The organism is Natronococcus sp. CG52 (assembly GCF_023913515.1).
GTDB classification, from domain to species: Archaea; Halobacteriota; Halobacteria; order Halobacteriales; family Natrialbaceae; genus Natronococcus; species Natronococcus zhouii.
Genome location: NZ_CP099391.1, coordinates 669,104 through 695,333 on the forward strand (window position 1 = coordinate 669,104; position 26,230 = coordinate 695,333).

General features: G+C 65.2%; 25 protein-coding genes. 11 read left to right on the forward strand and 14 right to left on the reverse strand.

Annotation, left to right across the window (positions count from 1 at the left end; all coding sequences use genetic code 11):
- Positions 1-104: 104 nt before the first annotated feature.
- The 3 genes from NED97_RS03520 to NED97_RS03530 form a co-directional block, all read right to left on the reverse strand.
- Positions 105-1,424, reverse strand: coding sequence for a D-aminoacyl-tRNA deacylase (locus NED97_RS03520; protein WP_252489344.1), 1,320 nt, complete (start codon positions 1,422-1,424; stop codon positions 105-107).
- A 68-nt stretch (positions 1,425-1,492) separates the two neighbouring features.
- Complete coding sequence (locus tag NED97_RS03525; protein ID WP_252489345.1) at positions 1,493-1,960, reverse strand: NUDIX hydrolase; 468 nt, start codon at positions 1,958-1,960, stop codon at positions 1,493-1,495.
- A gap of 75 nt (positions 1,961-2,035) precedes the next feature.
- Complete coding sequence (locus NED97_RS03530) at positions 2,036-2,980, reverse strand: calcium/sodium antiporter (RefSeq protein WP_252489346.1); 945 nt, start codon at positions 2,978-2,980, stop codon at positions 2,036-2,038.
- 92 nt (positions 2,981-3,072) lie between these two features.
- Here NED97_RS03530 and NED97_RS03535 point away from each other — a divergent pair, with 92 nt between their 5' ends.
- The 7 genes from NED97_RS03535 to NED97_RS03565 all read left to right on the forward strand — a co-directional run bounded on the left by NED97_RS03535 (position 3,073) and on the right by NED97_RS03565 (position 11,397).
- Entirely contained in the window at positions 3,073-4,644 is a 1,572-nt protein-coding gene (locus NED97_RS03535) for a sensor histidine kinase (protein ID WP_252489347.1), read from the forward strand.
- A gap of 173 nt (positions 4,645-4,817) precedes the next feature.
- Positions 4,818-5,621: a shikimate dehydrogenase gene (locus tag NED97_RS03540; protein WP_252490565.1), complete on the forward strand. Its 804-nt coding sequence runs from the start codon at positions 4,818-4,820 to the stop codon at positions 5,619-5,621.
- A 74-nt stretch (positions 5,622-5,695) separates the two neighbouring features.
- On the forward strand, positions 5,696-6,292 hold the full coding sequence (locus NED97_RS03545; protein ID WP_252489348.1) for a helix-hairpin-helix domain-containing protein: 597 nt from the start codon (positions 5,696-5,698) through the stop codon (positions 6,290-6,292).
- A gap of 95 nt (positions 6,293-6,387) precedes the next feature.
- On the forward strand, positions 6,388-8,049 hold the full coding sequence (locus tag NED97_RS03550) for an anthranilate synthase component I family protein (protein WP_252489349.1): 1,662 nt from the start codon (positions 6,388-6,390) through the stop codon (positions 8,047-8,049).
- A 137-nt stretch (positions 8,050-8,186) separates the two neighbouring features.
- On the forward strand, positions 8,187-8,819 hold the full coding sequence (locus NED97_RS03555; protein ID WP_382205819.1) for an anthranilate synthase component II: 633 nt from the start codon (positions 8,187-8,189) through the stop codon (positions 8,817-8,819).
- A 4-nt stretch (positions 8,820-8,823) separates the two neighbouring features.
- On the forward strand, positions 8,824-9,693 hold the full coding sequence (locus NED97_RS03560; RefSeq protein ID WP_252489351.1) for an aminotransferase class IV: 870 nt from the start codon (positions 8,824-8,826) through the stop codon (positions 9,691-9,693).
- Positions 9,694-10,050: 357 nt separating this feature from the next.
- Positions 10,051-11,397, forward strand: a complete 1,347-nt coding sequence (locus NED97_RS03565; protein ID WP_252489352.1) for an MATE family efflux transporter — start codon at positions 10,051-10,053, stop codon at positions 11,395-11,397.
- A 14-nt stretch (positions 11,398-11,411) separates the two neighbouring features.
- On the opposite strand, the gene NED97_RS03570 is transcribed toward NED97_RS03565, so the two are convergent.
- Entirely contained in the window at positions 11,412-12,509 is a 1,098-nt protein-coding gene (locus NED97_RS03570; RefSeq protein WP_252489353.1) for a saccharopine dehydrogenase family protein, read from the reverse strand.
- A gap of 84 nt (positions 12,510-12,593) precedes the next feature.
- Between NED97_RS03570 and NED97_RS03575 the strand changes: the two genes are divergently transcribed.
- Positions 12,594-13,022 carry a Rieske (2Fe-2S) protein gene (locus NED97_RS03575; RefSeq protein WP_252489354.1) on the forward strand — a complete coding sequence of 143 codons (429 nt, stop codon included), beginning with the start codon at positions 12,594-12,596 and terminating at the stop codon, positions 13,020-13,022.
- A 217-nt stretch (positions 13,023-13,239) separates the two neighbouring features.
- Here NED97_RS03575 and tuf read toward each other — a convergent pair whose 3' ends face one another.
- From tuf to NED97_RS03590, 3 genes are all read right to left on the reverse strand, one after another.
- On the reverse strand, positions 13,240-14,511 hold the full coding sequence (gene tuf / locus NED97_RS03580; RefSeq protein ID WP_252489355.1) for a translation elongation factor EF-1 subunit alpha: 1,272 nt from the start codon (positions 14,509-14,511) through the stop codon (positions 13,240-13,242).
- A gap of 329 nt (positions 14,512-14,840) precedes the next feature.
- Entirely contained in the window at positions 14,841-15,215 is a 375-nt protein-coding gene (locus tag NED97_RS03585) for a DUF7344 domain-containing protein (protein WP_252489356.1), read from the reverse strand.
- Positions 15,216-15,406: 191 nt separating this feature from the next.
- Complete coding sequence (locus NED97_RS03590) at positions 15,407-15,697, reverse strand: transcriptional regulator (protein WP_252489357.1); 291 nt, start codon at positions 15,695-15,697, stop codon at positions 15,407-15,409.
- Between the two features lie 127 nt (positions 15,698-15,824).
- On the opposite strand from NED97_RS03590, the gene NED97_RS03595 reads away from it, so the two are divergent.
- Positions 15,825-16,799, forward strand: coding sequence for a sugar phosphate nucleotidyltransferase (locus tag NED97_RS03595; protein ID WP_252489358.1), 975 nt, complete (start codon positions 15,825-15,827; stop codon positions 16,797-16,799).
- Positions 16,800-17,553: 754 nt separating this feature from the next.
- On the opposite strand, the gene NED97_RS03600 is transcribed toward NED97_RS03595, so the two are convergent.
- Positions 17,554-18,024, reverse strand: coding sequence for a DUF892 family protein (locus NED97_RS03600; protein ID WP_252489359.1), 471 nt, complete (start codon positions 18,022-18,024; stop codon positions 17,554-17,556).
- A gap of 148 nt (positions 18,025-18,172) precedes the next feature.
- Between NED97_RS03600 and NED97_RS03605 the strand changes: the two genes are divergently transcribed.
- Complete coding sequence (locus NED97_RS03605) at positions 18,173-18,844, forward strand: helix-turn-helix domain-containing protein (RefSeq protein ID WP_252489360.1); 672 nt, start codon at positions 18,173-18,175, stop codon at positions 18,842-18,844.
- 103 nt (positions 18,845-18,947) lie between these two features.
- Positions 18,948-19,319, forward strand: coding sequence for a DUF7344 domain-containing protein (locus tag NED97_RS03610; protein ID WP_252489361.1), 372 nt, complete (start codon positions 18,948-18,950; stop codon positions 19,317-19,319).
- 6 nt (positions 19,320-19,325) lie between these two features.
- Here the strand turns inward: NED97_RS03610 and NED97_RS03615 are convergent, their stop codons facing one another.
- From NED97_RS03615 to NED97_RS03640, 6 genes are all read right to left on the reverse strand, one after another.
- Positions 19,326-19,793 (reverse strand): response regulator, encoded by a 468-nt coding sequence (locus NED97_RS03615; protein ID WP_252489362.1) that lies wholly within the window; start codon positions 19,791-19,793, stop codon positions 19,326-19,328.
- Between the two features lie 251 nt (positions 19,794-20,044).
- Positions 20,045-20,770 (reverse strand): diphthine--ammonia ligase, encoded by a 726-nt coding sequence (locus NED97_RS03620; RefSeq protein WP_252489363.1) that lies wholly within the window; start codon positions 20,768-20,770, stop codon positions 20,045-20,047.
- A gap of 47 nt (positions 20,771-20,817) precedes the next feature.
- Complete coding sequence (locus tag NED97_RS03625; RefSeq protein WP_252489364.1) at positions 20,818-22,101, reverse strand: DUF373 family protein; 1,284 nt, start codon at positions 22,099-22,101, stop codon at positions 20,818-20,820.
- A 132-nt stretch (positions 22,102-22,233) separates the two neighbouring features.
- Positions 22,234-23,229 (reverse strand): signal peptide peptidase SppA, encoded by a 996-nt coding sequence (gene sppA, locus NED97_RS03630; RefSeq protein WP_252489365.1) that lies wholly within the window; start codon positions 23,227-23,229, stop codon positions 22,234-22,236.
- Positions 23,230-23,429: 200 nt separating this feature from the next.
- On the reverse strand, positions 23,430-24,731 hold the full coding sequence (locus NED97_RS03635) for a carboxylate--amine ligase (protein WP_252489366.1): 1,302 nt from the start codon (positions 24,729-24,731) through the stop codon (positions 23,430-23,432).
- 381 nt (positions 24,732-25,112) lie between these two features.
- The gene (locus NED97_RS03640; protein WP_252489367.1) at positions 25,113-25,994 is read right to left on the reverse strand and encodes a coiled-coil protein; all 882 of its coding nucleotides are present in this window, start codon (positions 25,992-25,994) and stop codon (positions 25,113-25,115) included.
- Positions 25,995-26,230: the final 236 nt, after the last annotated feature.

Here is a 26,230-nt window from a genome sequence, read left to right on the forward strand (position 1 = left end):
CTTCTGGCTGACTAGTAAGGAGATCTTACCTATCACGACCAGTGAATTAAAAATCCCGCAATAGCGGGCGGGAATGATACAATTACTGTTCTCTTTCGATTCGGTCAGATCGGGAACCGATGCGTCCGCTCGCGATGAACTGTTTCGGGTTTGATGGTTTCGCCGTTAACGGTGACGGGTTCACCGGAGGTGAGCGCACCGAACTTCGGCCCCTCGGGAATACCGAGCGTCCGGGCGAGTTCCGGATCGAAGGCCAGTTCCTCGACGAGGACGGCGTCGTCCTCGACCGTCACCGACTCGTACTTCGTCTCGAGGACGGCGGCTCCCTCCTCGACGATCCGGCGCCGACTCTCGGACTTCGGGACGGCGGCTCGCGCGCCGACGCGGCTCCCGCTGTTCTCGGTCTCGAACGCGACGCTGTGGTGTTCGACGATCTCGCGAACCCGGACGGGATCGATCCCTTCCGCCGTCTCGATCAGTTCCGTCGGGAGGTCGACGACCGCAAACGACGACTCGGATCGGACACCGAATCGGACGCCGCCCCCGATCGTCCCGAGTCTCGACTCGACGGCGTCGACGAGTTCCAGAGAGCGGTTGCCGACTTCGCGCAGCCAGGTTTCGCCGACGATCCGACAGTCGAGTTCGGCCAGCGTCTCCTCGAGCACCGGCCACTCGCCGTCGAGCATCGCGACGTCGGCCCGACTCGCCGCGAACGCCTGCTCGAGGACCTGACGGTGGCTCTCGGGGTGGCCCATCGCCTCGAGCGCCCAGTCGGCGGCGATGTGGCCGACCGCCCACGGCGTCTCCCGGGTGATCCGTCCGAACCGCGGCGCGTAGTGGTTACCGCCAAAGCCGACGAACTGTCCGGAACTGTGGGGGTCGACGTCGCGCAGGTCGAGGATAGCGCGCGCGACCGCTTCCGCGCCGTCGGGGTCGTCCCACTGTTCGTCGCCGCTGCCGAGTTCGGCGAACAGCGACGGACAGCCGACGTCGCTCGGCCCGTGGTGGGTACACTCCATGCCAACCTCGTACTCGTCGGGCGCGTACTCCTCGAAGGCCTCGAGCAGCCGAGAGAGGGCGTTCGGACACGCCTCGGCGAGCGTATCGTCTTCGCCGCCGAACTCCGCCGGCCCGAAGCTCCCCGTGAAGTGGCCCGTGAGCAGGGCGCCAGTGTCGCCGGAGTGACGCGACGCGAACACGAGCAGGTCGGGGTCGCAGTCGAACGCGGCGGCCGGGCGCTCGAGTTCGAGATGTAAGTCGTCGAAGGAGCGAAGTTCGGCGTTCTCGAGTCGGTAGAAGGTGCCGCCGCCGCCGGCGTCGGGACTGGTGTCGTCCTCTTGGGCCGTCCAGTCGGCGCGCTCGCGGAGGTGGTCGCAGATGCGGACGGACGCGCGGTCGGCGCGGCTCTCGACGATTGCGATCACGAGTCGAGTGTCGGTTACGACGCCTCGAATACCCTGCGTTTTCGGCCGTTCGGGCCGCGAGTCGAGAATCAGTCGGAGGCGATCGGCTGCTCCGGCGCGGGGGCTTCAGTCGAGAGTAGCTGCGCGTAGTCGTCGAGATCCAGCGCGAACTCGCGGGCGGTCGTCGGACTGACCCACTCGTACTCGAACTCGGAGCCGTGTTCCTCGCCGCCGTCGGCGACCGTGTGAGTCCACTCGTCGCGCGGTTCGTGAACGGTCGCGTGGAAGAAGTGGCGGACGTACCGCTTCGGCGGCGACCGGCGACGCGTCCAGACGTCCGTCGTGACGTGTCGCGCTCCGTGCAGGTTCTCGAGTCCGCTCTCCTCTCTCACTTCCCGGAACAGTCCCTCCCGGGGAGATTCGCCCGTCTCGAGCGTTCCCTTCGGAATCTGCAGTCCGTCGTGGCCTGGTCCCTCGAATACGAGCAACTCGCCCGTTTTCCGCGTGATGTACGCACAGGCCTTGTGTACGTACGTCACGTTCTCCGTTTCGTTCATGGCCGTACCTATCACGTGTTTCAGGTAAAGCCCTCTCCCAAAGTGTTTGGGGCGAGACTGCCAGCGCCTCGTCGATCACGGCAGTAGCAGGGTGACGAACGCAACGTAGCCGGCGACGAGTGCGACCCCGTCGAGGCGAGACAGTCGTCTGCCGTACCCCATCATCGCGACCAGTACGACGGTGAAGACGACCAGCACCGGCAGTTCGAACCGGAGCGTGCTCGGGGCGATCTCGATCGGCGTGATCAGTGCGACGATGCCGAGCACCGCGAGGACGTTGTAGATGTTCGAGCCGACGACGTTCCCGACGGCGAACGCCGTCTCGTCCCGGATCGCGCCGATGACCGAAGCCGCCAGCTCGGGCAGCGAGGTGCCGAGTGCGAGCACCGTGAGTCCGACGAACAGTTCGGAGAAGCCGAGCTTCAGGAGGAGATCGGAGCCGCCGGCGACGAGCCAGCGCGAGCCGATAACGAGCGCCAGGAGTCCGCCGACGACGAGCGCGCCGTCGCGGAGTTCGACGCCGTTTCCCGCATCGGGGGTATCCTCGAGCGGCGCGGGATCGGCGTTGACGTAGTAGAGCAGGTACGCCGTGAAGCCGCCGAGAACGAGCAGGAAGAGCGCTCCCTCGAGACGACCGATCGTCCCGTTCGATCCGAAGGCGACGAGCAGGATCGCCGCGAACGCCATGAACGGGACGTGTCGCTTCACGACCGTCTCGCTGACCGAAAGCGGCTTGATCAGCGTGGCGACGCCGAGGACCAGTCCGATGTTCGCGATGTTCGAGCCGATGACCGCTCCCAGTCCGATGTCCGTCGAGACGTCGAGCGCGCCGATGGTCGCGACGAACAGCTCCGGCGCGGTCGTCGCGAACGCGATCACCGTCACGCCGACGGTCGCCGCCCGGAGGCCGATCCCGAGCGCGAGTCGACCGGCGCCGGCGACGAGCAACTCCGCGCCGCCGTAGAGGGCGACGACCCCGCCCAGGAGCAACAGCAGAGAGAACGCGGTCTCGGAGAGCATACGTGTCGCTACTCGAGAGCGTGGTATAAGCGACGCGGAGATGAGTGAGGCCGAGACATTATTATGTATTGCTCGATAAGTATCGGCAGCAAATGAGTGACGACCCGGAGTCAATTGCTCCACTTGTCGCTGACTCCGCAACGGCGGTCTTCGATCGAATCAGCGATGCGGTTTTCGCGCTCGACGAGGAGTGGCGGTTTACCTTTCTCAACGAACAGGCGGAGCACATCCTCCGGCAAAGCGAGGCGGAACTGCTCGGAAAGCCCATCTGGGAGGCGTTTCCCGGCGCGGTCGGATCGACGTTTCAGCGGGAGTACGAACGGGCCATGGAGACCCAGGAGGCGGTCACGTTCGAGGAGTTCTACCAGCCGCTCGACACCTGGTTCGAGGTCCGGGCGTACCCCTCGGAGAACGGACTCTCCGTCTACTTTCGCGACATCAGCGCGCGTGCCGAGCGAGAGCGGGAGCTTCGGAAACGCAAGCGAGCGCTCCGCCAGGCCTACGAGATCGTTGCGGACCCGGATCGGACGTTCTCCGAGCAGGTCGACGCGCTCTTGACGACCGTCCGCGACGTGATCGGAACCGACTACGCGACGCTCTCGCGCGTTCGCGAGGACGCCGACGAGTACATCTTCGAAACGATCGACATCCCGGACGGCGTCGAACTCCAGGAGGGCGACGTGGTATCGCTCTCGCTCCTGCCGAACTGCGCGACGGTCGTTCGGACCGGGCAAACGCTCGTCCTCGAGGACGTCGCGGCGGAGGCACCGGAGCTGGTGGATCCCGAGTTCGGCATCGCCTGCTATCTCGGGGCGCCGATAACCGCCAACGGAGAGGTGTACGGGACCTTCTGCTTCTACGGTACGGAGGCGCGATCCGAAGCGTTCTCCGAGTGGGACGTGACGTTCGTCGAACTGTTGAGCAACTGGGTGAGCTACGAACTCGAGCGCAAGCAGCGCGAGCACGACCTCGAGGCGTCGAACGAACGCTTGGAGCAGTTCGCCTACACCGTTTCCCACGACCTGCAGGAGCCGCTGCGAATGGTCTCGAGCTACCTCTCGCTCATCGAACAGCGCTACGAGGACGAGTTCGACGAGGAGGGACGGGAGTTCCTCGAGTTCGCCCTCGACGGTGCGGATCGGATGCGCGAAATGATCGACGCGCTGCTCACGTACTCGCGGGTCGAAACGCAGGGCCAGGAGTTCGAACCCGTCGACCTGGACGACGTCCTCGAGGACGTACTCGACGACCTCCACCTGCAACTCGAGGAAAACGACGCTTCGGTCTCGACGGAGTCGTTACCCCGTGTCCAAGGAGACGACGACCAACTGCGGCAGGTGTTCCAGAACCTGGTCGAGAACGCGATCACCTACTGCGGCGACGAACCGCCGCGGATCCACGTCACCGTCGAACGAGACGACGGCACCTGCGTGGTCTCCGTCCGCGACGAGGGGATCGGCATCGATCCGGCGGAGACCGACCGGATCTTCGAGATCTTCGAGCGTCTCCACTCGGTGGAGGAACACGACGGCACCGGCATCGGCCTCGCGCTCTGTCGGCGGATCGTCGATCGTCACGACGGTGAAATCTGGGTCGAGTCCCAACCCGGCAGGGGTTCGACGTTCTCGTTCACGCTGCCGTCAGCGGACGCGGCCGACGACTGACGTCGGTCGTACGGTCGTAACAATCCGTGCGATTCCAGATCCGCACGGCACCCGCGAACGGGTTGATTGCAGCGGAGCGCCGGGTCGGTTTGAACGGAGAGCAGACCTCGAGCCACCGCGTCGTCGAAGCCACACTGATTATGACCCCGCCGGATCGAGTACCGGCCATGACGATGAAGGTCTTCGGACTGCTCGGCAACCCCGTCGGTCACTCGCTTTCACCGCCGATGCACGAGGCGGCCTACGACGAACTCGGGCTCGAGGCGCGCTACGTCACCCTCGAACCGGAGCCGGCGGAGATCGCGGACGCGATCCACGGCGCCGACGCGCTCGGGGTTCGCGGGCTGAACGTGACGATCCCGTTCAAGCGGGACGCCCTCGAGATCGTCGACGCGGACGAGCTGGCCACCCGGATCGGCGCGGTAAACACGATCGATTTCAGCGGGTCCGGACCGCCGACCGGCCACAACACCGACGCCGGCGGCGCGCTGCGGGCGCTCCGCGATCACGGCGTCGACCTCGAGGGCGCACGCGCGGTGGTCGTCGGTGCCGGCGGCGCCGGCCGGGCGATCTCGTTCGGACTCGCCGACGCGGGAGCGACGGTAACGATCGCGAACCGGACCGAGTCGACGGCGCACGAACTCGCCGACGAGGTGCCCGGCGCGTCCGGACAGGGGCTCGAGGACCTTACCGACCTGCTCGCCGACGCCGACGTGCTGGTCAACGCGACGAGCGTCGGGATGGAGGAGGACGCTACGCCGGTCCCGTCGGAGGCGCTCCACGGCGACCTCGCCGTGATGGACGCCGTCTACCGTCCGCTCGAGACGCGACTGCTGCGCGAGGCCGCCGCCGTCGGGGCGACGACCGTCGACGGCGCCTGGATGTTGCTCTATCAGGGCGTCGAGGCGTTCGAACTGTGGACGGGTCGCGAGGCACCGGTCGCGACGATGAACGAGGCGCTCCGGTCGCGACTCTGAAGCGTCTCCGTTGGAACGCCGCTCGTGCTGGTATCAGGCGAATTTAAGTGAGGGGAGCGGACTATATTCAGCTAATGGCAATCCTCCAAAAGCTGAAGTCGCTGTTGGGGTTCGACGATTCGGGCTCGGAGCGAGGGGACACTCGGGAGGTCGGGGTAACGGTCGAACGCGAACGGTCCGGGGAGACCGACACCGAGACAGTCACCGACGATGAATCGACGTCGACCAGCACCGACAGTGCGGCGGCCGGCACCGACGCTGCGGCGTCGACTGACTCGATGACTGAACCGTCGGACGCTCCCCACAAGCCGGCTGAACCGGCGGAATCGACGGGGCCGGATCAGACCGACGCGATGCCGGAGGGGGAGAAGGCTCCGGACGAAGCGGGCCTCGAGGACTCCGTAGAAGAGACCGCAGACGAGCCGGAGACCGAAGCCGAAACGGAGACGGAAGAAGATGCGGGCGCGGACGACGATCTCGACGAGGAGGAGCGCAGCGAACCCGTCGACGTGATCAAGGGGATCGGTCCCGCCTACGCCGACCGGATGGCCGATGCGGGCGTCGAGACCGTCGCCGACCTCGCCGACGCCGACGCCGCCGAACTCGAGTCCGAGACCGACATCTCGGAGAAGCGCATCCAGGGCTGGATCGACCGGGCGAAGGTCCGATAACGAACGCCGCTTCGATCTCTCGTCTCTCCATTGCTACCGCTCGTTTCGAGCGCGGAATCGCAAAAGGATTAGTCCTAGACTCCGTCAGCAGGGGTATGAGCGATCCGCGCGTCGTTACCTCGTTCGACTCGTTCCGAGCCGCCGCTCGCGGCCCCCTCGAGTGCGTCGACGAGGCCGAGACGACGCGCACGATCCGCGTTCCCGTCGAAGTGCAGGTTTCTACCGTCGATCCGTTTCTGGCGTACCGACGGGTGCGCGATGGACCCGGAAGCGTCTATCTCGAGACGACCGGCGGCCAGCCCGGCTGGGGCTACTTCGGCACCGACCCGGTCGACCGCCTCACGGTCGGCCCGGACGCGACGGCATGGAACCGAAACGCCGACTCGCCGACGCTGGCCGCGCTCGAGGGGCTGCTGGAGCGCGATCGACTCGTCCGCGGCGACTGCGACGTCCCCTACCCCTGCGGGGCGGTCGGCTGGCTCTCCTACGACGTCGCGCGCGAACTCGAGACGCTGCCGGAATCGGCCGTCGACGACCGCGGACTGCCGCGGCTGGAACTGGGGATCTACGATTGCCTGGCCGCCTGGGAGGCGCCGGCGGAAACGGCGGATGCGACGGACGGGGAGGTCACACTACGGATCACCGCCTGTCCGCGGCTCCCCGGGGAGGCCGCGGCGGCGGACCTCGAGGCCGCCTACGAGCGCGGCCGGGATCGAGCGCTCGAACTCGCCCGCGCGTGTCTCGAGGGCGATCCGGGGATCGGCGAGGCGCCGGTCGACGCCGACGAGGCGAACTTTGAGAGCGACTGCGGCCGCGACGCGTTCGCCGACCGCGTTCGTCGGGTCAAGGAGTACGTCCGCGACGGCGACACCTTCCAGGCGAACGTCTCCCAGCGGCTGGTCGCACCCGCCGCGGTCCATCCCGTCGCCGCCTACGACGCCCTGCGGCGGGTGAACCCGGCGCCCTACTCGGGACTGCTCGAGTTCCGATCCGCCGACCTGGTGAGCGCGAGTCCGGAGTTGCTGCTCGAGCGCGGGGAGCCACGGTCCCCGGAATTCTCGAGCGGCGGGCGAGGCGGTTCCACCGCCTCGAACGAGACGGCGTCGCCGTCTCGCGATCCGCGAGAGCGCGACGGAGAGTTCGTCCGGACGGAGCCGATCGCCGGAACCCGGCCGCGCGGCGCAACGCCCGAGGAGGACGACGCGTTCGAGGACGATCTGCGAACCGACGAGAAGGAGCGCGCCGAGCACGCGATGCTCGTCGACCTGGAGCGCAACGACCTCGGCAAAGTGTGCGAGTACGGCTCCGTCGAGGTCGACGAGTACCGACGGATCGACCGCTACTCCGAGGTGATGCACCTCGTCTCGAACGTGACCGGTCGGCTCCGACCGACCGAGACGCTCGCGGACGCCGTCGCGGCCGTTTTCCCGGGCGGGACGATCACCGGCGCGCCCAAGCCGCGGACGATGGAAATTATCGACGAACTCGAGGCGACCCGACGCGGCCCCTACACCGGTAGTATCGGGATCTTCGGCCTCGACGGCCGCGCGACGCTGAATATCGTCATCCGGACGCTCGTCTGTCACGCCGACGAGTACCACCTCCGGGTCGGCGCGGGAATCGTCCACGACTCGGAGCCGAACCGGGAGTACGACGAGACCCTCGACAAGGCGCGGGCGCTGCTCACTGCCGTCGACGAGGCGCTCGGCGAGCGGGCCGGAATAGCGCTCGAGAGCGATGGAGGAGATCAGCGATGACGGACACCGACAGCACCTGCGAGCGAGTGGACACGAGCGAGCGGCCCGACGATCGACCAGCGGGAGGGAGGAAGGGTTTTCATCAACGTTTTGCCAGGGAACGAGCGTCAGCGAGTGACCGCAGCAAAAGGTTGCTGGTGGTCGACAATTACGACTCTTTCGCGTACAATCTCGTCCAGTACGTCGGCGAGGTCGCCGACGAGGTCGTCGTCCGACGAAACGACGAGATCGACCTCGAGGGCGTTCGCGACCTCGACCCGACGGGGATCGTCGTCTCACCGGGGCCGGGGACGCCCCGGGAGGCCGGCGTTTCGATCCCGCTGTTCGCCGAATCCGAGTATCCGACCCTGGGCGTCTGTCTCGGTCATCAGGCGCTGTGTGCGGCCGAGGGCGCCCCGGTCGTCCACGCACCGCACGTCGTCCACGGGAAGCCGTCGACGGTCTCCCACGACGGCGAGGGGCTCTTTTCGGATCTTCCCGAGACGTTTCGGGTCGGCCGGTACCACTCGCTGGCGGTCGAGCGCGAGGACCTCCCGGAGACGCTCGCGGAGACGGCCCGGACGACCGACGAGCGCGGCGTCCTGATGGCGGTCCGCCACCGCGAGAAGCCCCACCTCGGCGTGCAGTTCCACCCCGAGAGCATCCTCACGCGGAGTCACGAGGACGCCGCCGCGGGGGACGGCATCTCGCTTCGAGTCGGCAAGCGGATGATCGCCAACTTCTGTCGGTTCGCCGCCGACCACGAGGGGACCGAGCCGAATCGGGGGTGAACCGATGAGCGACGAGTTGCTGTACCACGTCGACGGCGAACTCGTTCCCGCGAGCGAGGCGACCGTCAGCGTCGACGACCGGGGCTTTCGCTACGGCGACGCCGCCTTCGAAACGCTGCGGGCCTACGGCGGGACGCTCTTCGAGTGGAGCGCCCACGTCGAGCGCCTCGAGCGAACCTGCGACGCGCTGCGCCTCGAGCACGGCCTCTCCGCCGACGACCTCCACGAGCGGGTTCGGGAGACGCTCGCGGCCAACGACCTCGCGGACGCCTACGCGCGACTGTCGGTCACCCGCGGCGTCCAGCCGGGAAAGCTGACGCCCCAACCGGAGGTCGATCCGACAGTCGTCGTCTACGTCAAACCGCTCCCTCGCGGCGGACTCGAGGGCGCCCCCGTCTGGGACGGGCCGGCAACGGTCCAATCCGTCGAGACCAGGCGGGTCCCCGACGCGGCGATTCCGGCGAGCGCGAAGACCCACAACTACCTGAACGGGATCCTCGCGCGGGCGGAACTCGAGGGCGACGCGGACGAGGCGCTGCTTCGCGATCTCGAAGGGAACGTCGCGGAGGGCGCGACGAGCAACCTGTTCTTCGTCCGGGGCGGCACGCTTTGCACCCCTTCGACCGACGGCGACGTGCTGCCGGGGATCACCCGCGAGATCGTGCTCGAACTGGCCGACGAGGCCGGTGTGCCGACCGAGGAGGGACGTTACGGACTCGAGGACGTACTCGAGGCTGACGAGGCGTTTCTCACCAACCGGACCTGGGAGCTCCGTCCGGTGGCCGAATTGGACAGGGCCGAGATCGGCGGGGGCGAGGTGACGGAACGACTCTCGAGGAGCTACGACGAGCGCGTTAAGGAGGTCTGTTACTAGTGGCAGAAACGGACTCGAGGGTTACTCATCGGATGTGGTGGCGCGCGCTGAGCGACAGTGAGCGAACAGCGAACTGTCGCTCGGCCGTCTTCCAAGCCTTCGCTCGTTCCATCTGCTCACGGACGCTACGCGTCCGTTCGCACGGGACGCGGGACCGCGCCGGTCCCGCGCTACTCGCGAAGATCTCGCACGGCGTCGACCGACGGCTCACTCGATGTTCGCCGTCGGCCAGCGCGCACCACCGTACAGGCAGCAAGTGGATTGACTCGGGATCCGCTCCCCGTCACTAATACCGTCGGTCGCTCGCAGCGTGCCGGCTCCCACAGTTTCAAGCCCGGCCGAACGGGAGACGGAAACGTGTTCTCGAGGGGACGCCGGCGACTGCTCGAGGTCTGGCGGCGGGTGTTCCACCTGTCCTGGCCCGTGATGGCCGAGCAGTTCCTCCGGACGCTGATGCGGACGACTGACGTCGCCGTTACGGGGCTGTTCTCGCCGGCGGCGGTCGCCGCGGTCGGGCTGGCGGACCTGTACGCCCGGCTCCCCCTCCGGATCGGGCTGGGACTCGGCAGCGGCGCGATCGCGAATCGGGACGAGGCGATCACGCAGGCGGTGATTCTCGGCGCGCTCGCGGGGATCCCGTTCGTGCTCTTCGGCTTCCTCCTCGGCCAGTGGGCGATCCGGATCCTGGGCGCCGAGGCCGAAGTCGCCCGTATGGGCGGGCTCTACCTGGCGATCATCTTCGCGACGAGCCCGGCCCGCCACGTCGCGATCGTCGCCGCGCGGTCGATTCAGGGGGCCGGCGACACGCGAACGCCGATGTACGTCAACGGGGTCTCGAACGCGCTCAACATCGTCGGCACGGTCGTCCTCGGACTGGGACTCGGGCCGGTGCCGGAACTCCACATCGTCGGCGTCGGCATCGCGACCGCCTTCGGCAACGTCTTCTCCGCGCTGGCGCTCGTCGCGGCCATCAACTCGTCGTGGACGCCCGCCGGCTTCGCTCGTCCCTCGCGGGTGACGATCACGAAGCAGTTGCTCGCGATCAGCGCCCCGCGGATCGTCGAGGGAGGGATCACGTTCCTCCTCGAGTTCCCGTTCAACGCAATTCTGCTGTACTTCGGAACCGAGGTCAACGCCGCCTACCAGATCGGGCGACGGGTCTACCAGCAGCTGACGTCGCCGCTCTCGCGAGGCTACCGCACCGGCACGAGCATCGTCGTCGGACAGAGCCTCGGAGACGGCGACCCCGCTCGAGCGCGGTACGACGGCTGGGCCGCGGCCGCGCTCGGTCTGGTGACCGTCGGCTCGCTGGGCGTCGTCCTCTTCGTGCGAGCCGAGTGGCTGGTCTCCCTGTTCACCGACGATCCGGAGACGCTGTCGTACGCGGCCGGCTTCGCCAGGGCCTACGCCGCGGCGGCGCCGGTTACCGTCCTCTACGTCGTTCTCGCGGGCGCGCTGACCAGCGGCAGTGATACTATGACTCCCCTTATCGCCCGCGTGACGGGGATGTTCTTCGGGATGCTCGGAATCTCGTACGTCGCCGGCGTTCGCCTCGGTTACGGCGTCCCGGCGATCTACGCCTCGATCGTCGTCTACTACGTCTGGGCGACGATCTACGTCGCGGTCGGCTTCCACCGCGGCCGCTGGATCGAGCGCACCCAGTCGATGATGGACGAACGGGGGAGCACGACCGGCGAAGACTGACGGTCTCGGCGCGGTCACCTGCCGGGTTCGAGCGGCGCCGGCTTGCCTTTGGCGGGCGTCTCGAGCAGTTCCCGATCCGTTCCCGAGAGCTCCAGCGCGAAGTCGGCGCCGAACGCGCGGGCGGGCGTCTGGAACCCCGGCTCGACCCGCTTGTCCGCGAGCACTCGTTCGGCGGCGCTCACCGCGGACTCGGCGGTCAGCGCGTAGGGATCGGGCGTTCGGAGTCGAGCGCGCGCTCGCCATCCGCTCTCGCCGTCGCGGACCTCGCCCCAGACGACGGCGGTCCCGGTCGCCAGTTCGCGCTCGTCCGGCCCGTCGACGACGGCATCGATCGCGCCGTTTGCGACGCGTTCGACCGGTTCGCTCTCGAGGAGCCACCGGAACGAGTCGGCCGCCGACAGCAGCGGTTCGGCCCACTCGGGGACGGCGCCGTACACCTCGATCGAGTCGATGCCCGTCGTGTGAGCCGCGGTGACGACGTCCCCCATCGGAATCGTGACGGCGTGTTCGGGGCCGTCACCGAAGTCGATCTCGCGGGTCCGGTACGTCGCCGGCACGCTCAGCAGGCGATCGTTCCGGCGAACGACGCTGCCGTGGTCCGCGAGTTCGACGAACGTCCGCGCGGTCCCGCGCGAGAACGCGAGGTCGCCCTTGATTCCGAGTCGCAACTGATCGGCTTCGGGGAGTCGCTCGTGGAGGGTTGCCGCCAGACAGTCCGTCGGCACGACGTCGAAACCGACGCCGGGGAGTACCGTGATCTCCGCCGCTCGAGCCGCCTCGTCCTTCCGGCGAAGCCGCTCGAACACCGGGAACTCGCCGGTGACGTCGAGATAGTCCGTTTCCGCCTCGAGACACGCGTCGACGAGTGGTTCGGCCGTTTCGACGAACGGACCCGCACAGTTCAACACGGCGTCGAAACTCCCGAGTTCGGTCTCGAGGTCGTCCGCCTCGAGATCGATCGTCCGCCCTTCGAGACCGAGCGCGTCGGCCTGTTCGGCGACGCGGCGGCCGTCACGTCCGGCGACCGTCGGCGCGCCGCCCCGCGAGACCGCTTCGCTCGCGATCAGCCGCCCGGTGTAGCCGTACGAGCCGTAAACGAGAAGGGAGTCCATAGCCGTCGTTGATCGGTCAGAGTGTTAAAAGCCCGTCAGACGGTGTCGAAACGTTCACCACGGACGACTCGTAACCGGGGACTAATGGCGGCCACACAGCGGATCGTCTCGCTCGAGGAGATGCCTGCGGAATCGACGTTTCTCTTTCGCGTCGCCGACGAGTTAGGTGACGAACGGGAGGCAATTCTCGTCACGAACGGGGAAGCGTCGGCGGACGACGTCTCCTGCTGGCTGAACTACTGTCAGCACTTCACCCACATCAAACTCGACAAGGGCGACGGCGCACCGATGCGCGAGGGCGAGGTGATCTGTGCGAACCACGGGGCGTACTTCGACGCCGACTCCGGCGAGTGCACGTTCGGTCCCTGCGAGGGCGCGTACCTGTCCGATCTCGAGGTAACCGTCGACGACGGGGACGTCTACCTCGTCGACGACGAGTACGAGTTCGTCGGGACGGGGCCGGTCGAAACCGACGACGCGGACCTGACCTCGACCTCGAACGTCGAGTTCTGAGCGATCGTCGTTTTTCGACGACGATCGGGTTAGACGCGAGTTCGGAAGTGTCGACCCCTCCGTAGCCTTCCAGCGGACGCGCAGAGATCGGACGGGAGTCGCACGTCGATGGACGTCACCGACCGTCTCGGGAGATACAGGCCGGCTAGACCGCAAAACGGTCGATGACATCCTTGAGAACGGCGAATAGTTTCGTCGACGACTCGGGTCGACGTCGTCAAGTTCGCTCGTTGACTTCGAGGACCTTGCCAGCCGCGATGGTCTGGCCCATGTCGCGGATGGCGAAGCTTCCGAGTTCGGGGATCTCGCCGGACGGTTCGATGCTGAGGGGCTTCTGCGGTCGGATGGTGACCACGGCAGCGTCACCCGACTGGATGAAGTCGGGGCTCTCTTCGGCGACTTCACCCGATGCGGGATCGATCTTCTGGTCGATGGACTCGATGGTGCACGCGACCTGCGCGGTGTGGGCGTGGAACACCGGCGTGTAGCCCGCCGTGATAACCGAGGGGTGTTGCATGACGACGATCTGGGCCTGGAACGTCTCGGCCACCGTCGGCGGGTCGGCGGCGGGGCCACAGACGTCACCGCGGCGGATGTCGTCCTTCCCGATGCCGCGGACGTTGAACCCGACGTTGTCGCCGGGCCTGGCCTCGGGAACCTCTTCGTGGTGCATCTCGATCGTCTTGACCTCGCCGCCGACGTCCGAGGGCTGGAACGAAACGCTGTCGCCCACGTTGAGTATCCCCGTCTCGATGCGGCCGACCGGGACCGTCCCGATGCCGGAGATCGTGTAAACATCTTGAATGGGAAGACGCAGCGGCGCGTCCGTCGGCGGTTGAGGCTCGGGAAGACCGTTGAGGGCGGCCAACAGGATGTTCCCGTCGTACCAGGCTGTGTTCTCCGACTCTTCGGCGACGTTGTCTCCCTTGAACGCGGAGACCGGAATGAACTCGGCGTCGTCCGTGTCGAAGCGGACCTGATTGAGGAGTTCCCTGACTTCGGTAACGACGCTCCTGTACTCGTCCTCGTCGTAATCGACGAGATCCATCTTGTTGACCGCGACGATGAGTTCGCCGATACCGAGCGTGCGGGCCAGGAAGACGTGTTCCTGGGTCTGGGGCGCGACGCCGTCGTCGGCGGCGACGACGAGGACCGCGTGATCGGCTTGGCTCGCGCCAGTGATCATGTTCTTGACGAAGTCGCGGTGACCGGGTGTATCGACGATCGTGAAATTGTACGTGTCCGTGTCGAACTTCTGGTGGGCGATGTCGATGGTGACACCGCGTTCGCGCTCCTCGGCGAGGTTGTCCATGACGTAGGCGAACTCGAAGCCGCCTTTGCCCTTCTCTTCGGCTTCCTCGCGGTGCTGTTCGATGACGTGCTCCGGCACGCTCCCCGTCTCGTAGAGGAGGCGTCCCACGAGCGTGCTCTTCCCGTGGTCGACGTGGCCGATGATGGCCAGGTTCTGGTGTGGTTTGTCTTGACTCATACTGGTGGGAGTAGGGTGTTGTTACGACACCACGAGTCGTTATATAGTGGTGGGGGTACTGCGCACCGTCCACCGATGAAGGGGTCGAGTTTCCCGGAGACCACTCGCACGAGTTGCGTCATCTCCTCCAGAAAAGACGCTCGTATCGAAGTGGTGAACTGAGCGAAAGGGGGCGCTAGACTCTTCGATAACGGGTTATCTGTTCGATCCGCGACTCTCTCTGAGATCACACTATCGGGAGGGACTTCGACAAAAGTCGAGATCGTCCTGAGTATCCTTTCGATCGATACATCCCCGACCTCGAGGCCGCGAACGAGGCGAAACCCGATTCAGAGCGACTGATCCCGAACTTCGACCGGGATGACCAGATCCCGTTCCTGGTCGTAGTCGAGCAGTCCGGCGTCGACCAGTCGCGGCATGTGGTCGTGGTACAGCGAGATGTAGACGTTGGCGACCCGTTCGGCGGAGAGCTCCGTCACCTTGCAGCCGTTCTCGCGGACCGCGACCTCCTCGGCGGCGTCCGGCAGCGTCAGCTCCTCGCTGTAGGTGCGCATCACCTGAAGCAGCAGTCGACGGCGCTCGTCGGCCAGCAACTCGAAGGCCTCGTCGACCGCTTCTGACGACTCCTCGCGCTGCTCGAGCCAGTCGAGCATCGCCAGGACGAACTCGACGCCGTCGAACTCCGAATGAGACGTATTAGTCATACGTATTTCCGTCAATTCCCGGGTCGAACGGACGACCGCTGGAGACGGAGACGACTGCCGCCCGGGAGAGACGCGGATCGTCCGTTCAGCTGCGGGTTCGTATCAGGTGGTCGCCTCGCCCACAAATAGGAGTGTCGAATCCGATTCGCCGTCGTTCGACGGCAGAACGTTCGCCAGAGCGTACTCTTCGACTACTCGATCGTGTACGTCGGTTCGTCGACGGCCTCGCTCTTGCAGTCGGGACAGCGCGAGGGAAGGTTTAGCAGGTCGTCGAAGTCGTCGAAGCCGCACTCCCGACACGTCGGTGGCGCGACGAGAAACTGCTCGTCCGCGCCGTCGACGGAGTGGGAAACGTGCTCGAGGTGGCGAACCACCGCGTTCGTCGTCAGATCGAACTGCGTCGCGAGCTCGCTCGGCGTCGACGGCTCCGCACGGAGGGCGTCTGCGAGTCGCTGTCGGGTCGTTTCGTCGGCTTCTCGCATGACGCTCACTCTCCGCTGGCGCCGGTTAGCTCTTCGGCTTCCCGTGGACGATCTCTCGCGGCGAGAACCGCAGGCCGGAGCCCATGTAAGGGCAAGCAACTTACATACCGCCGGTGAACACCAGGTTATGAAGGCTGTCGTCCTTGCAGGCGGATACGCGACCCGGATGTGGCCGATCACGAAACATCGCCCGAAGATGTTCCTCCCGATCGGCGATGCCACTGTCATCGATCGGATCTTCGAAGAACTCGAGGCCGACGACCGGATCGACGAGGTGTACGTGAGCACGAACGAACGATTCGCGTCCGACTTCGAGGAACACCTCGCCGACAGCGAGTTCGACAAGCCGACGCTCTCGGTCGAGGAGACGACCGAAGAGGACGACAAGTTCGGCGTCGTCGGCGCGCTCGCCCAGCTGATCGATCGGGAGAACGTCGACGACGATCTGCTGATCGTCGCCGGTGACAACCTGATGAGTTTCGATATCCCGGAGTTTCTCGACTACTTCCAGGAGCAGGACGCGCCGACGCTCGCCGCCTACGACGTCGGCTCCCGCGAGAAGGCCAAGTCGTACGGACTGGTCGATCTCGAGGGCGACCGCGTCGTCGACTTCCAGGAGAAACCGGACGATCCGAAGAGCACGCTCGTGTCGATCGCCTGTTACGCGTTTCCGCGGGATGCACTCTCCCTGCTCCCGACGTACCTCGAAGACGGGAACAATCCCGACGAACCCGGCTGGTTCGTCCAGTGGCTTCAGAACCGCGAACCGACGTACGCCTACACCTTCGAGGGGGCGTGGTTCGACATCGGGACACCCGAGAGCTACCTCGACGCCGTCGGCTGGTACCTCGACGGAGAGTCGCTCGTCGCCGAGTCGGCGACCCTCGACGACGCGACGATCGGCGACAACGTCCACGTGATGGACGACGTGACGCTCACCGACACGAATCTCGACCACGCGGTCATCTTCCCGGAAGCACGCGTCGAGAACGCCGATATCCGCCGCTCGATCATCGACGAGGGGACTCGTCTCGAGGATCTCGATCTCGCGGGAGCGCTCATCGGGGCCCACACGACGATCACGAACGGCTCGTCCGAGTAACAGTAGTTGACAATATATCTGTTTGTTCGGGCTGCAAGTCGAAAATGCAATGTGTACAGAGCGTGTGCGTATCGATCCGATTGTTATCAGAGAATACTTATAGGATATGAAGTGTTGTCTTTCGAAAAGATGTCTCCATTCCCTCTATTCATTGACCAGGAAACCGGAACGATAGACACGTCTCGGATCCTTGCGGAAGGAACACCGCTCGCCAAACTCGTCGGCTTACTCGGGGCAATCGCACTCGCCCCTTACGCAATAGCGGTCACACTGTTCCCTTACGGGGGGTTCGGAGTGCTCTTGACGGTTTTGAGTCAGTTTCTTCTCGTCGTCAGCTCCGCCATCGTTCTGATGTACGTTATCGCTCGTGCAGTTCAACTCTCTGCCACCTGATCGCCACGCTTCCAGTCACCGAATCAACGAATTCAATTTCGTTCCTGAGGACTGAATGGTGCAAACGTAGTACCAAGCGCCGATGCGCTATCGCGTCGGGAGGGTAGCGGTCTCGAGCCGGAACTCGACGAACGTTCGACGGGATCGACGAACGCTTGCCGAACGTATTCCGGAGCGTTCGAACTCGAGAACGGGATCGCCGGCAGTCTGCGCAGCTCCGGATCCGCCTCGAGCTCCGCCAGTACCTCGCCGCCGGTCTTTCATCAGTACCTGCAGAGGGTTGAACGAACTTGTCGACCCCGCGCTGGACTACGAACGGCGAAAAGAGGAGACGTGATCGACGCCTCGCGGCGTCGACGAGTTACGCCTCTGCGGTCAATTCCTGTAACCGCTCGAGACCGTCTTCCGCCTCCGTCTTCGTCTCCTCGAGCGGATCGACGATCTCGTCCGGCAGGTTCATCCGGTCCGCGAGCTCCAGTAGCGTCTCGAGTCTCGTGATCTCGAGGCGCTCGATCGTTCGACCGAGTTCGGCTTCGACGAGGTCGCCGAGGACCGGCCGCTCGAGGTCGTCGACGAGTTCGTCGCGCTCGGAGCGAAGGGTGTCGAGGGGCGCGTGCTCGATCGGTCCGGGTTCGGCGTCGACGCCGTCGAAGATCACGTCGAGCCGCCCTATCTGATCCGTCGTCGCCTCGCTGTGGGCCATGTAGAACTCCTCGAGTCCCTCGTCGGTCGCGGCCTCCGCCAGCTCGGTCTGTAGGTTTTCGAGTTCTCGCTCGAGGTGGTACAGTTCGCGAAGCTTTCGGACGAACAGATCTCGTTCCGATTCGATCATCCCATCGAAGGGGCAGTATCGACGTACATAGCCCTTCGGCCGTCACTCGAAACGCGTCGCCGCTCCTGGATCTGCCGACTTCCCGTCGCGCGTCTCGACGAAATCTCCCACCCGATTCACTTATTTCGGTCTGGAAAAACGTGGCAGTATGAGCCTCTTTGGGGAGTTTCACGTTCCCGCCGAAGCGTTCGTCCTCCACGAAACGCTTCGGGCCGTCCCGGACCTGGTCGTCGAAGTCGAGCGCGTCGTCGCGGCCGACGAGGTCCTCACACCGTACTTCTGGGTCTCCGATGTCGATAGCGACACGTTCGAGCGGGCGATCGAGTCCGACCCGACCGTCGAAAACGTTCGACACGTCGATGACTACGACCGTTCGATGCTGTACCGCGCAACGTGGACCGCGAACGTCGAGTCGCTCGTCTACGCCTACACGGAGACCGGCGTCACGATCCTCGAGGCGTCCGCACAGCACGACAAGTGGGAGCTTCGGATGCGATTTACCGACCGTGAGTGTCTCGACGAGTTCCAGTCGTACTGTGCCGACTACGATATTCCGTATCGACTCACACAGCTGTTCGCACGCGCCCATCCGCGCGGAGTCGGACAGTACGGGTTGACCGAAAAGCAACACGAGGCGCTCGTCACCGCGTGGGAGATGGAGTACTTCTCGTCGCCGTCTATCTCGCTCGCAGACATCGCCGAGGAGCTCGACATCACGCAGCAATCACTCTCCAAACGGTTACACCGGGGCCACGAGGCGCTGATCGAGAATACACTCGCCGTCACGCCGCCTACCGAGGAATCGTCGCTCGCCAGGTGACTCGACCGAACCGCCGGGATCAGATCGGATCGATCTCGTAACTTAAAGGACTGATTATACAGACCGACGGCTCAATCCCGCTCATTACGTACGATACGTACCTATGGGACACGGCCCCTCGGAACTCGATGTCGTCTTCGAACTTCTTGCAAACCAACGACGCCGACAGGCTCTTGCCGTGCTCAAGACGGGCGACCGTCAACTGACGCTGAACGACCTGACGAAAGAGATTGCCGTCCAGGAATTCGAGGAGCGGATTACCGACATTCCTAGCGAGGACGTCTACGACATCTTTCTCTCGCTGCAGCACACCCACGTCCCCAAGCTCGCGGCGCTCGAACTCGTCGAGTACGATCGGAAACGGAACATCGTCGAACCGACCGATCAGTTCGAGGCCCTGGAACCCCATCTCTCGATCGCGATGGATCTCGAGCCCGACTTCGGGTCAGGATCCGACAGAGCCGATGCCCGGTGATCCGGCTCAGTGACCGGGCGGCAGCGTCGCAGCCGCGAGCCAGAACTCCTCGATCGATCGCGCGATATCGACGAACTCGCTCGGGTCGACGGGTTTCGTCAGATAGGCGTTTGCGCCCAGTCGGTAGGCCCGCCGCACGTTTTCGGGAGTGGCCGAGCTCGTGAGCATAATCACCGGAATCTCACGGTGGTCGGCATCCGTTTTGATGCTGTCCAGTACCTCCTCGCCTGACAGCTGCGGCAGGTTCAGATCGAGGAGGACGAGGTCCGGACGCGGAGCGTCCTCGTACGGTCCCCGCTGCCGGATGAACTCGAGTGCGTCCCGTCCGTTGGAGACGACGTGGATTCGGTGAGAAATGTCGGCTTCGTCCATCGCCTCCTCGAGCAAGCGGACGTCTCCGGGGTTGTCTTCGACGAGCAGTATCTCCCTCGTCTGGGCGTCTCGATGGCTGAAACCGGTCCCGTGTGCGGTCATCGTTCGCCTCAGTCAACTCCGAATCCGCCGTACCGTCGCGCTCTCCAGGGTACGCTCGCCCAGTGCCCGAAAGCGGACGGATTCTCCCACTTCTCGCCACTTCGCGTTGCGTTCGAGAGAACTCGTTTCCGTCACTCCGATCTCCGCCGGCTCGTTCCAACTGGGAACTGTCCCCTGTCTCGTCATTCACGTCGAGCTATGGACGAATCGCATATAAGAGATCGGTCCAAACAGATTGGTCCGCCCGTCTGTCACGAGAGCTCCGCGTCCAGCGCGCGAATCGTTCCGCGCGTACCGTCCCAGTCGGTTTCGTACTCGAGGGCGATCCGCCGGTCCATGTGCGGTCCGTCGACCACTAGCGTCTCGAACTCGCCGCCTTCCCCGAGGATGTGGACGCCGTACTCCTCGTTGAGCGTCTCGAGCTCCGCGAGGGCGTCCTCGTCTACGGTCCGGCCGATCCACGACTCGTCGAGGCCGTGGGCCGCAACCTGGATGATCCTGATCTCGAAGCCGGCCTCGAGCATCACGTCGGCGAGTTCGCGGGGGTCCTCCTGCCACAGCGGCGCGAACAGTTCGCAGTCGAGGCGGTCACACATCCCCCGAATTCGACTCGTCTGGTACTCGCTCTCGACGGCGCCCGCCGTGACACCTGCGATGCCGCCGGGCAGTTCCGCGTCGAGGTCGGCTAGGGCGGCCTCGAGCGGTTCGAGTTCGTCGTCGCCCTGGACGCTCGAGTCCGCGGCGTCGTCGGCCTCGAAGTCCGCGGGTTCGACGTCGACCAGCGGGATTCCGACGCTCTCGGCCGCCAGTCCGGCCAGCTCGGTCGCGGGGACGTGATACATGTACGAGTCGCCCGCCGGGTGGACGGTGACGAGTCGTTCGACGTTCAGTCCGCGCTCGAGAGCCCGATACAGCGCCCACGCGGAGTCCTTGCCGCCGGAGAACAGGCTGACCCACGCTCCGTCTGCGTCGCTCATACTGACTACTGGCCACACGGGAGTAAAGGGGTGACGAGTTTCGGTCGTCACCGGGACGGGCCGGAACCCGGCTCGTCGTCGGACTCGAGGTCGTCCGTCGAGTCGCCGTCGGACTCGAGGTCGGCCGTCGAACGGAACGCGGACCGCGGCCCGCCGTCGGTGAGCCCCGATTCCGGTTCGCTATCGGCGAGAGCCGTCTCGTCGCTCGCCTCACCGTTCGGTCCGCTGAACGTCGAGGCGATCCTGGCGCCGACGAGGCTCACCACGATCGCACTGACGACGTACAGCGCCAGTCGTTCACCGGCCGTGATGGCGAAGCTGTCGATCGAGAGGACCCCCTGCTCGATCGCGGGCACCAGAACCGAGTCGATGATGCGCTGTTGCTCGAGGAAGTACGCCGAGAAGCCGCGGATCACCAGCCCGACGGCGACGATGATAAAGGGGAGATTGAGATAGGAGCTCCGGATCGGCTCCTCGCGGATGACCTCGTCGAGCAGCCGACCGGCGCTCGCCGTCAGCGCGGCGGCGGCGAGCCAGGGGACGCTGTCGAAGGCGAACTGGACTGCGGGGATCAGGATCCCCGACGGGTCCTCGAGGTTCGAGACGCCGAGCGCGCCGGCGAAGAGCCCGACGAACGTCAATCCTGCCGCGACGACGTAGGTGACGACGGACACCTGTCCGGAGTACAGCGACTCGCGGACCTGGTGTGCGAACCCGGTCATGATCTCGTCGATGTTGAACCCCTTGTAGAGCAGGAAGACCCCGATCACGGTCGTAATCGCGGCTGCCCCCTCGGCGGGACCGACGAACCACGCGAGCATCGGGAACACCAGCAGCGTCAACCCGATCGGTACGAGCACCGTCTGGCGGAGCTCTTCGTCGGCGAGGAACTGCTTGAGCAGGTAGTAGGTGGACTCGATATCTCGAGCCTGGCGGACGACCACGCGGTCGACGGAGTCGACCTGAACGCGACTCTCGACGATCGGCACCAGTCGTTCGTCCTCGGCGCTGTCGATGACGACGACGGCCGAGTCGGGGTCGTGGGTCGCCATGAGGTCGTCTATCTGCCGTGCGACGGACCGGTCGGCCGAGACCATCGACTCTCGGTCCCCCGAGACGACCGCGACGACGACCTCCTCGTTCTCGTCGCGAAGGCTCTGGGCGACGCGCAGGGTCTCGAGCAGGGAGTTGACCCCCGAATCCTCCGGATCTGCGAGACCGACGTCGGTCACGAGCGCACGGATTGCCTCCCAGCCGACGATGGGCGACCGAAGTCCGGTCTTTCGCCCGACGTCGTCGGTCCGGTCGAGACAGACGACCAGCGTTGTCACGGTAGGCGTTCCATTCTGTGCAACGATAAAACCACGGACTCGTTCACCGGTACAGACTGTCCGACGGAAGTCGTTGAGGGGGTTCGACCGCTCGTTCGGTCGGCCCGCTGCAAGTCGTTACGCCCGCCCGTCTCAGAACCGGAGCCGGAACTCCCGGTCGCCGACGACGCTCGCGATTCCGGCGCCGAACGAGTAGGCGAGGCTCCGGGCACCGCCGCCGACGCGAGCCATCAGCGGCCGCTCGGGTTCGAACTTCTCGACGGCCACCGCGTCGACCTCGAGGCGGTCCGCTAGCTCGTCTTCGATCTCGCGCCGGGTACCGAGTTCGTCGACGAGCCCCATCTCGCGGGCCTGCTCGCCGAGGTAGATCCGAGCCTCGGTCTCGCGGACGAACTCGGGATCTACGTCCCGGCCGTCGCTGACGCGTTCGACGAACGTCTCGTAGTAGTCGTCGATCAACCCCTGGAGGTAGGCTCGCTCGCTGTCGTCCATCTCCTTCAGCGGGCTGCCGGCGTCCTTGTACTTCCCCGCGGCGAAGCGCTCGTAGGAGAGGCCGACCTTGTCGGCGAGGTCGCTCGCGTTGACTCGCGAGCCGATGACGCCGATCGACCCCACGATGGAGCCGTCTCGCGCCCAGAGCTCGTCACAGCCGCTGGCGATCCAGTAGCCCCCGCTCGCACAGACGTCGGTCGTATACGCGACCGTCGGCCCCTCGAACCGTTCGGCCGCGAGTTTGATGTCGTCGCTGGGGACGACCTCGCCACCGGGCGTGTTCAGCTTCAGGAGGAGCGCGTCGACGCTGTCGTCCTCGTCCGCCCGGTCGATCTGCTCGACGATATCGTCGGCCGGAGTCGAGCCCGGACTCGAGGGGAACCGTCCGCCGCCGCCGTCCCGGGTGATCGGCCCCTCGACGGCGACTTCGGCGACGTCGTAGCCGGGAAAGAGGCTGTCGGCGATCGAGCCGGCGATCCGAACGCCGAGGACGATCACGGCGAGCGCGACGAGCACGCCGACGAGATCCGCGAGCGTCTCGGGATAGATGACGAACAGTGCAACGCCGATCGCGGCGAACGCCGCGGCGCCGACCGCCACGATGGCGAGTCGGCCGATACCTTCGCTACTGACCACGACAGACACCTCGAGTCATACCTGACGGTGACACTGCGATCCCGTTAAGCGTTGACGGTCGAAGGTCGAACCGGCGGTGACTATCGAGTCGCCGCCCGATAGCGACCCATGAAGGTATCGAACCAACCGAAACGGGTTACACACCGATCGCACGACGGCTGTGCGATCGGGTGTGCACTGACTTTCAGTGGCTACGATAGTCACTCGGCCGTGATGCTACCCGGCGCGTCAGTAGTATCCCCGTCGTCCTCGACCGACTGTTCGGTCTCGCTGGTGTGGGTGACACGCTCGTCAGGCTCGGCCGTCCAGTCCCCGACCCACTCCTGGAGGACGTTCCAGCTATCGCGGACGAACGGAACCGGATCGTCGGGGACCGCGTAGTCGAACCGCGGTTGCCGAACGAGTGAGACGGCGACATCGCGCACGGCAGCCCCGAGCGGCGGTCGCTCGACGAGCGGAAACTCCTTTGTCAGCACGCTGTGGATGTAGCTGAGCTCGCCCCGAAGGAGGTGACCGCCGAGACCAGTCCGGTAGGTCGGTTTGCCTGGAATCGGCTCGTCCATCGCAAGCTGCCAGTAGTAGAAGGGGAAATCGGCACCCGTCTGGACGGAAAACGGCAGCGACGACCAGAACCGCGGATTGATCTCCATCAGTTTGAACTCCTCCGTCTCCGGATCGCGCAGGAACTCGACCATCGCCAGCCCGTGCCACTCGAGTTCGTCGAGCAGCGATCGGCCGGCCTCCTCGAGTTCGGGGATGTACACCGACTCGCGGTAGGCGCTCGGCCCGCCGCAGTACTCCCAGCCGCGCCGTTGACAGTGCTGGAAGGTCGCGACCGGATCGCCGCGGTCGTACAGCGCGAAGAAGCCGTACTCCCTGGAGTCGGGGACGAGTTCCTGGACGAGCGGTACGTGGCCCCGCTTCTCGACGCAGGCGGCTTCGTTCGGCGGCTCTCCGGGCGTCTGGTAGTTCGTCGAGCCGATCTCGCCGCGATCGAACGCGGAGCCGAGATACTCCGGCGCGGCGACCGTGTACCGGGGCTTGACGATGGTTTGGCGCCCCCAGTCGTCCCACTCGTCGAGGAGGGCGGTTTCCGGCGCCGCGACGCCGGCCGCCTCGGCCGCCTCGAAGAGTTCGACGCGATCCTGAACTCGCCGAAGCGTCTCGAAGGTTGGCCAAGGTGTGGCGACTTCCGCTGCGAACGCCTTCCGGTTCCGTGCGAGGGAGTAGACGTCCTCCTCGCGAACCGGGATAATCGTTCTAACGTCGGACCGCTCGGCGATCGAGAGAAGAGCGTCGCCGTAGGCGAGCAGATCGTCGCCTGGATCCGGTAGCTGGACGAACTCGTCGCAGTATCTCGAGAACGCCGCCGGCGTCGTCGTGGTCTCCCCGCCGACGATCGTTCGGACACCGCGTGGACGGAGCGAACGGAGACAGGCGACAGTGCTCGGGGCGTCGATCCCCGGCACGAAAACGGCAGCGTCGTCCCTGGGCTTGTGCATGGGATATGCACCACGGGACGATTGTATTGTTATGGTCGGACTACCGACGAACGACGGTTCGTACGTCAGATTTCGCTTCGTTCTCCGACCTCTAGGTGTCGACTACCGGCGGCCGCACGGTATCGGAACAAAGCGTAGTCGGGTCGTGACGTATCGACGCCTGTGGCTACGGTCAGGCCGGTGATACTGTCGGACAGAACTAGTTGGAGACCGATTGCTCGAACGCGGCCGTCTCCGTCGTCGACGGCCGCCAATTCGCGATCGATTTCCCACTGACTGCTGTCCGGCAGTGTGAAACGCGGCGTCGACCGCTCGACCCGAAAACAAAACGAAAGCTACCGGCAAAAACGAACGGCAGCAGACACAGGTTGACGAATCGAGTTAGAGCAGCCCCGTCTTCTGGAGCTTCATCAGGTCCTCGGTGTCCAGGGTCTCGCCTTCCTTGAACTTCTGATAGATCTCTTCGGCCTCCTCTTTGGCCTCCTCTTTCTTCTTGTCGCGCTGGGACTTGCGCTGCTCTTCTTCCTGCTTGTCCAGTTCGCGGAGGCGCTTCTGGACGCGAACGAAGTCCTCGTGGTGGCGGTCGGCGGCTTCCTGGGCCTCGACGAACTTCTCGTGCATCTCGTCGGCCTCGTCACGGATGTCGTCGGCCTCGCGGTAGGCCTCGATCATCTGGTTGTGATGTTCCTGGGCCTTGTCCGCCAGTTCCGTGACCTTCTGGTGGTGCTGGGAGGCCTCGGAACGCACTTCCTCGGCTTCCTCGACGAGCTCCTCGAGATCCTCGTTCTGCTCGAGTTTCCCCTTGCGCTCCTCGTACTCCTCGCGCTTGGACTCGATCTTTTCGATGAGCTCCTTTTCCTCTTCGCTCGAGAGCACCTCGGTCTGCTGTTTGAACTCGAGCTGTTCGATCTCCTCCTCGAGTTCCTCTAAGTCCTTACCCTCGTTGAGCTCCATGTCCGACTTGAGCTCCTCGACGCGGTCGAACAGCTCGTTGGCCTCGGCGTTGAGCTCGTTGCGTTTGTCCTTGTGCTCCTGGACCTGCTCGTTGAGCTCGTCGCGTTTCTCGCGGTGTTCCTGGGCCTCGTCGACCTTCTCTCGCGTCTTCGCGTTGAGATCGTCGCGGCTGGAAGCCCGTTCGGAGGCCATCTGGTTCAGCTCGTTTCGTCGGTCTCGGAGCTGACCGGCCTTCTTGATGAGCTGTCCCTTGGAGTTGTTTTCGAGGTCGTCCTCTGTCAGTTCGATGTTTTTCGATTCGTCTACCATGTGTTAGTCAAACCTCTGTGCCATACCCGCACCGGGGCGGTCGACGGGAGTCGACGACGGTGCTCGCTCAATAACTCGGCGAGCGACCGGCTCCTCCCAATTCGGCGCGCACAGCGTTTGCTCACGATCTGCGAAACCTCGGTGAATAAGATTTCCTGTCATCGATCGTCGAGCGATACGCGCCCCGGTGGCGTTCTGGTGACTACAACTACTGTCGCCGGTAATTTAAATGTACC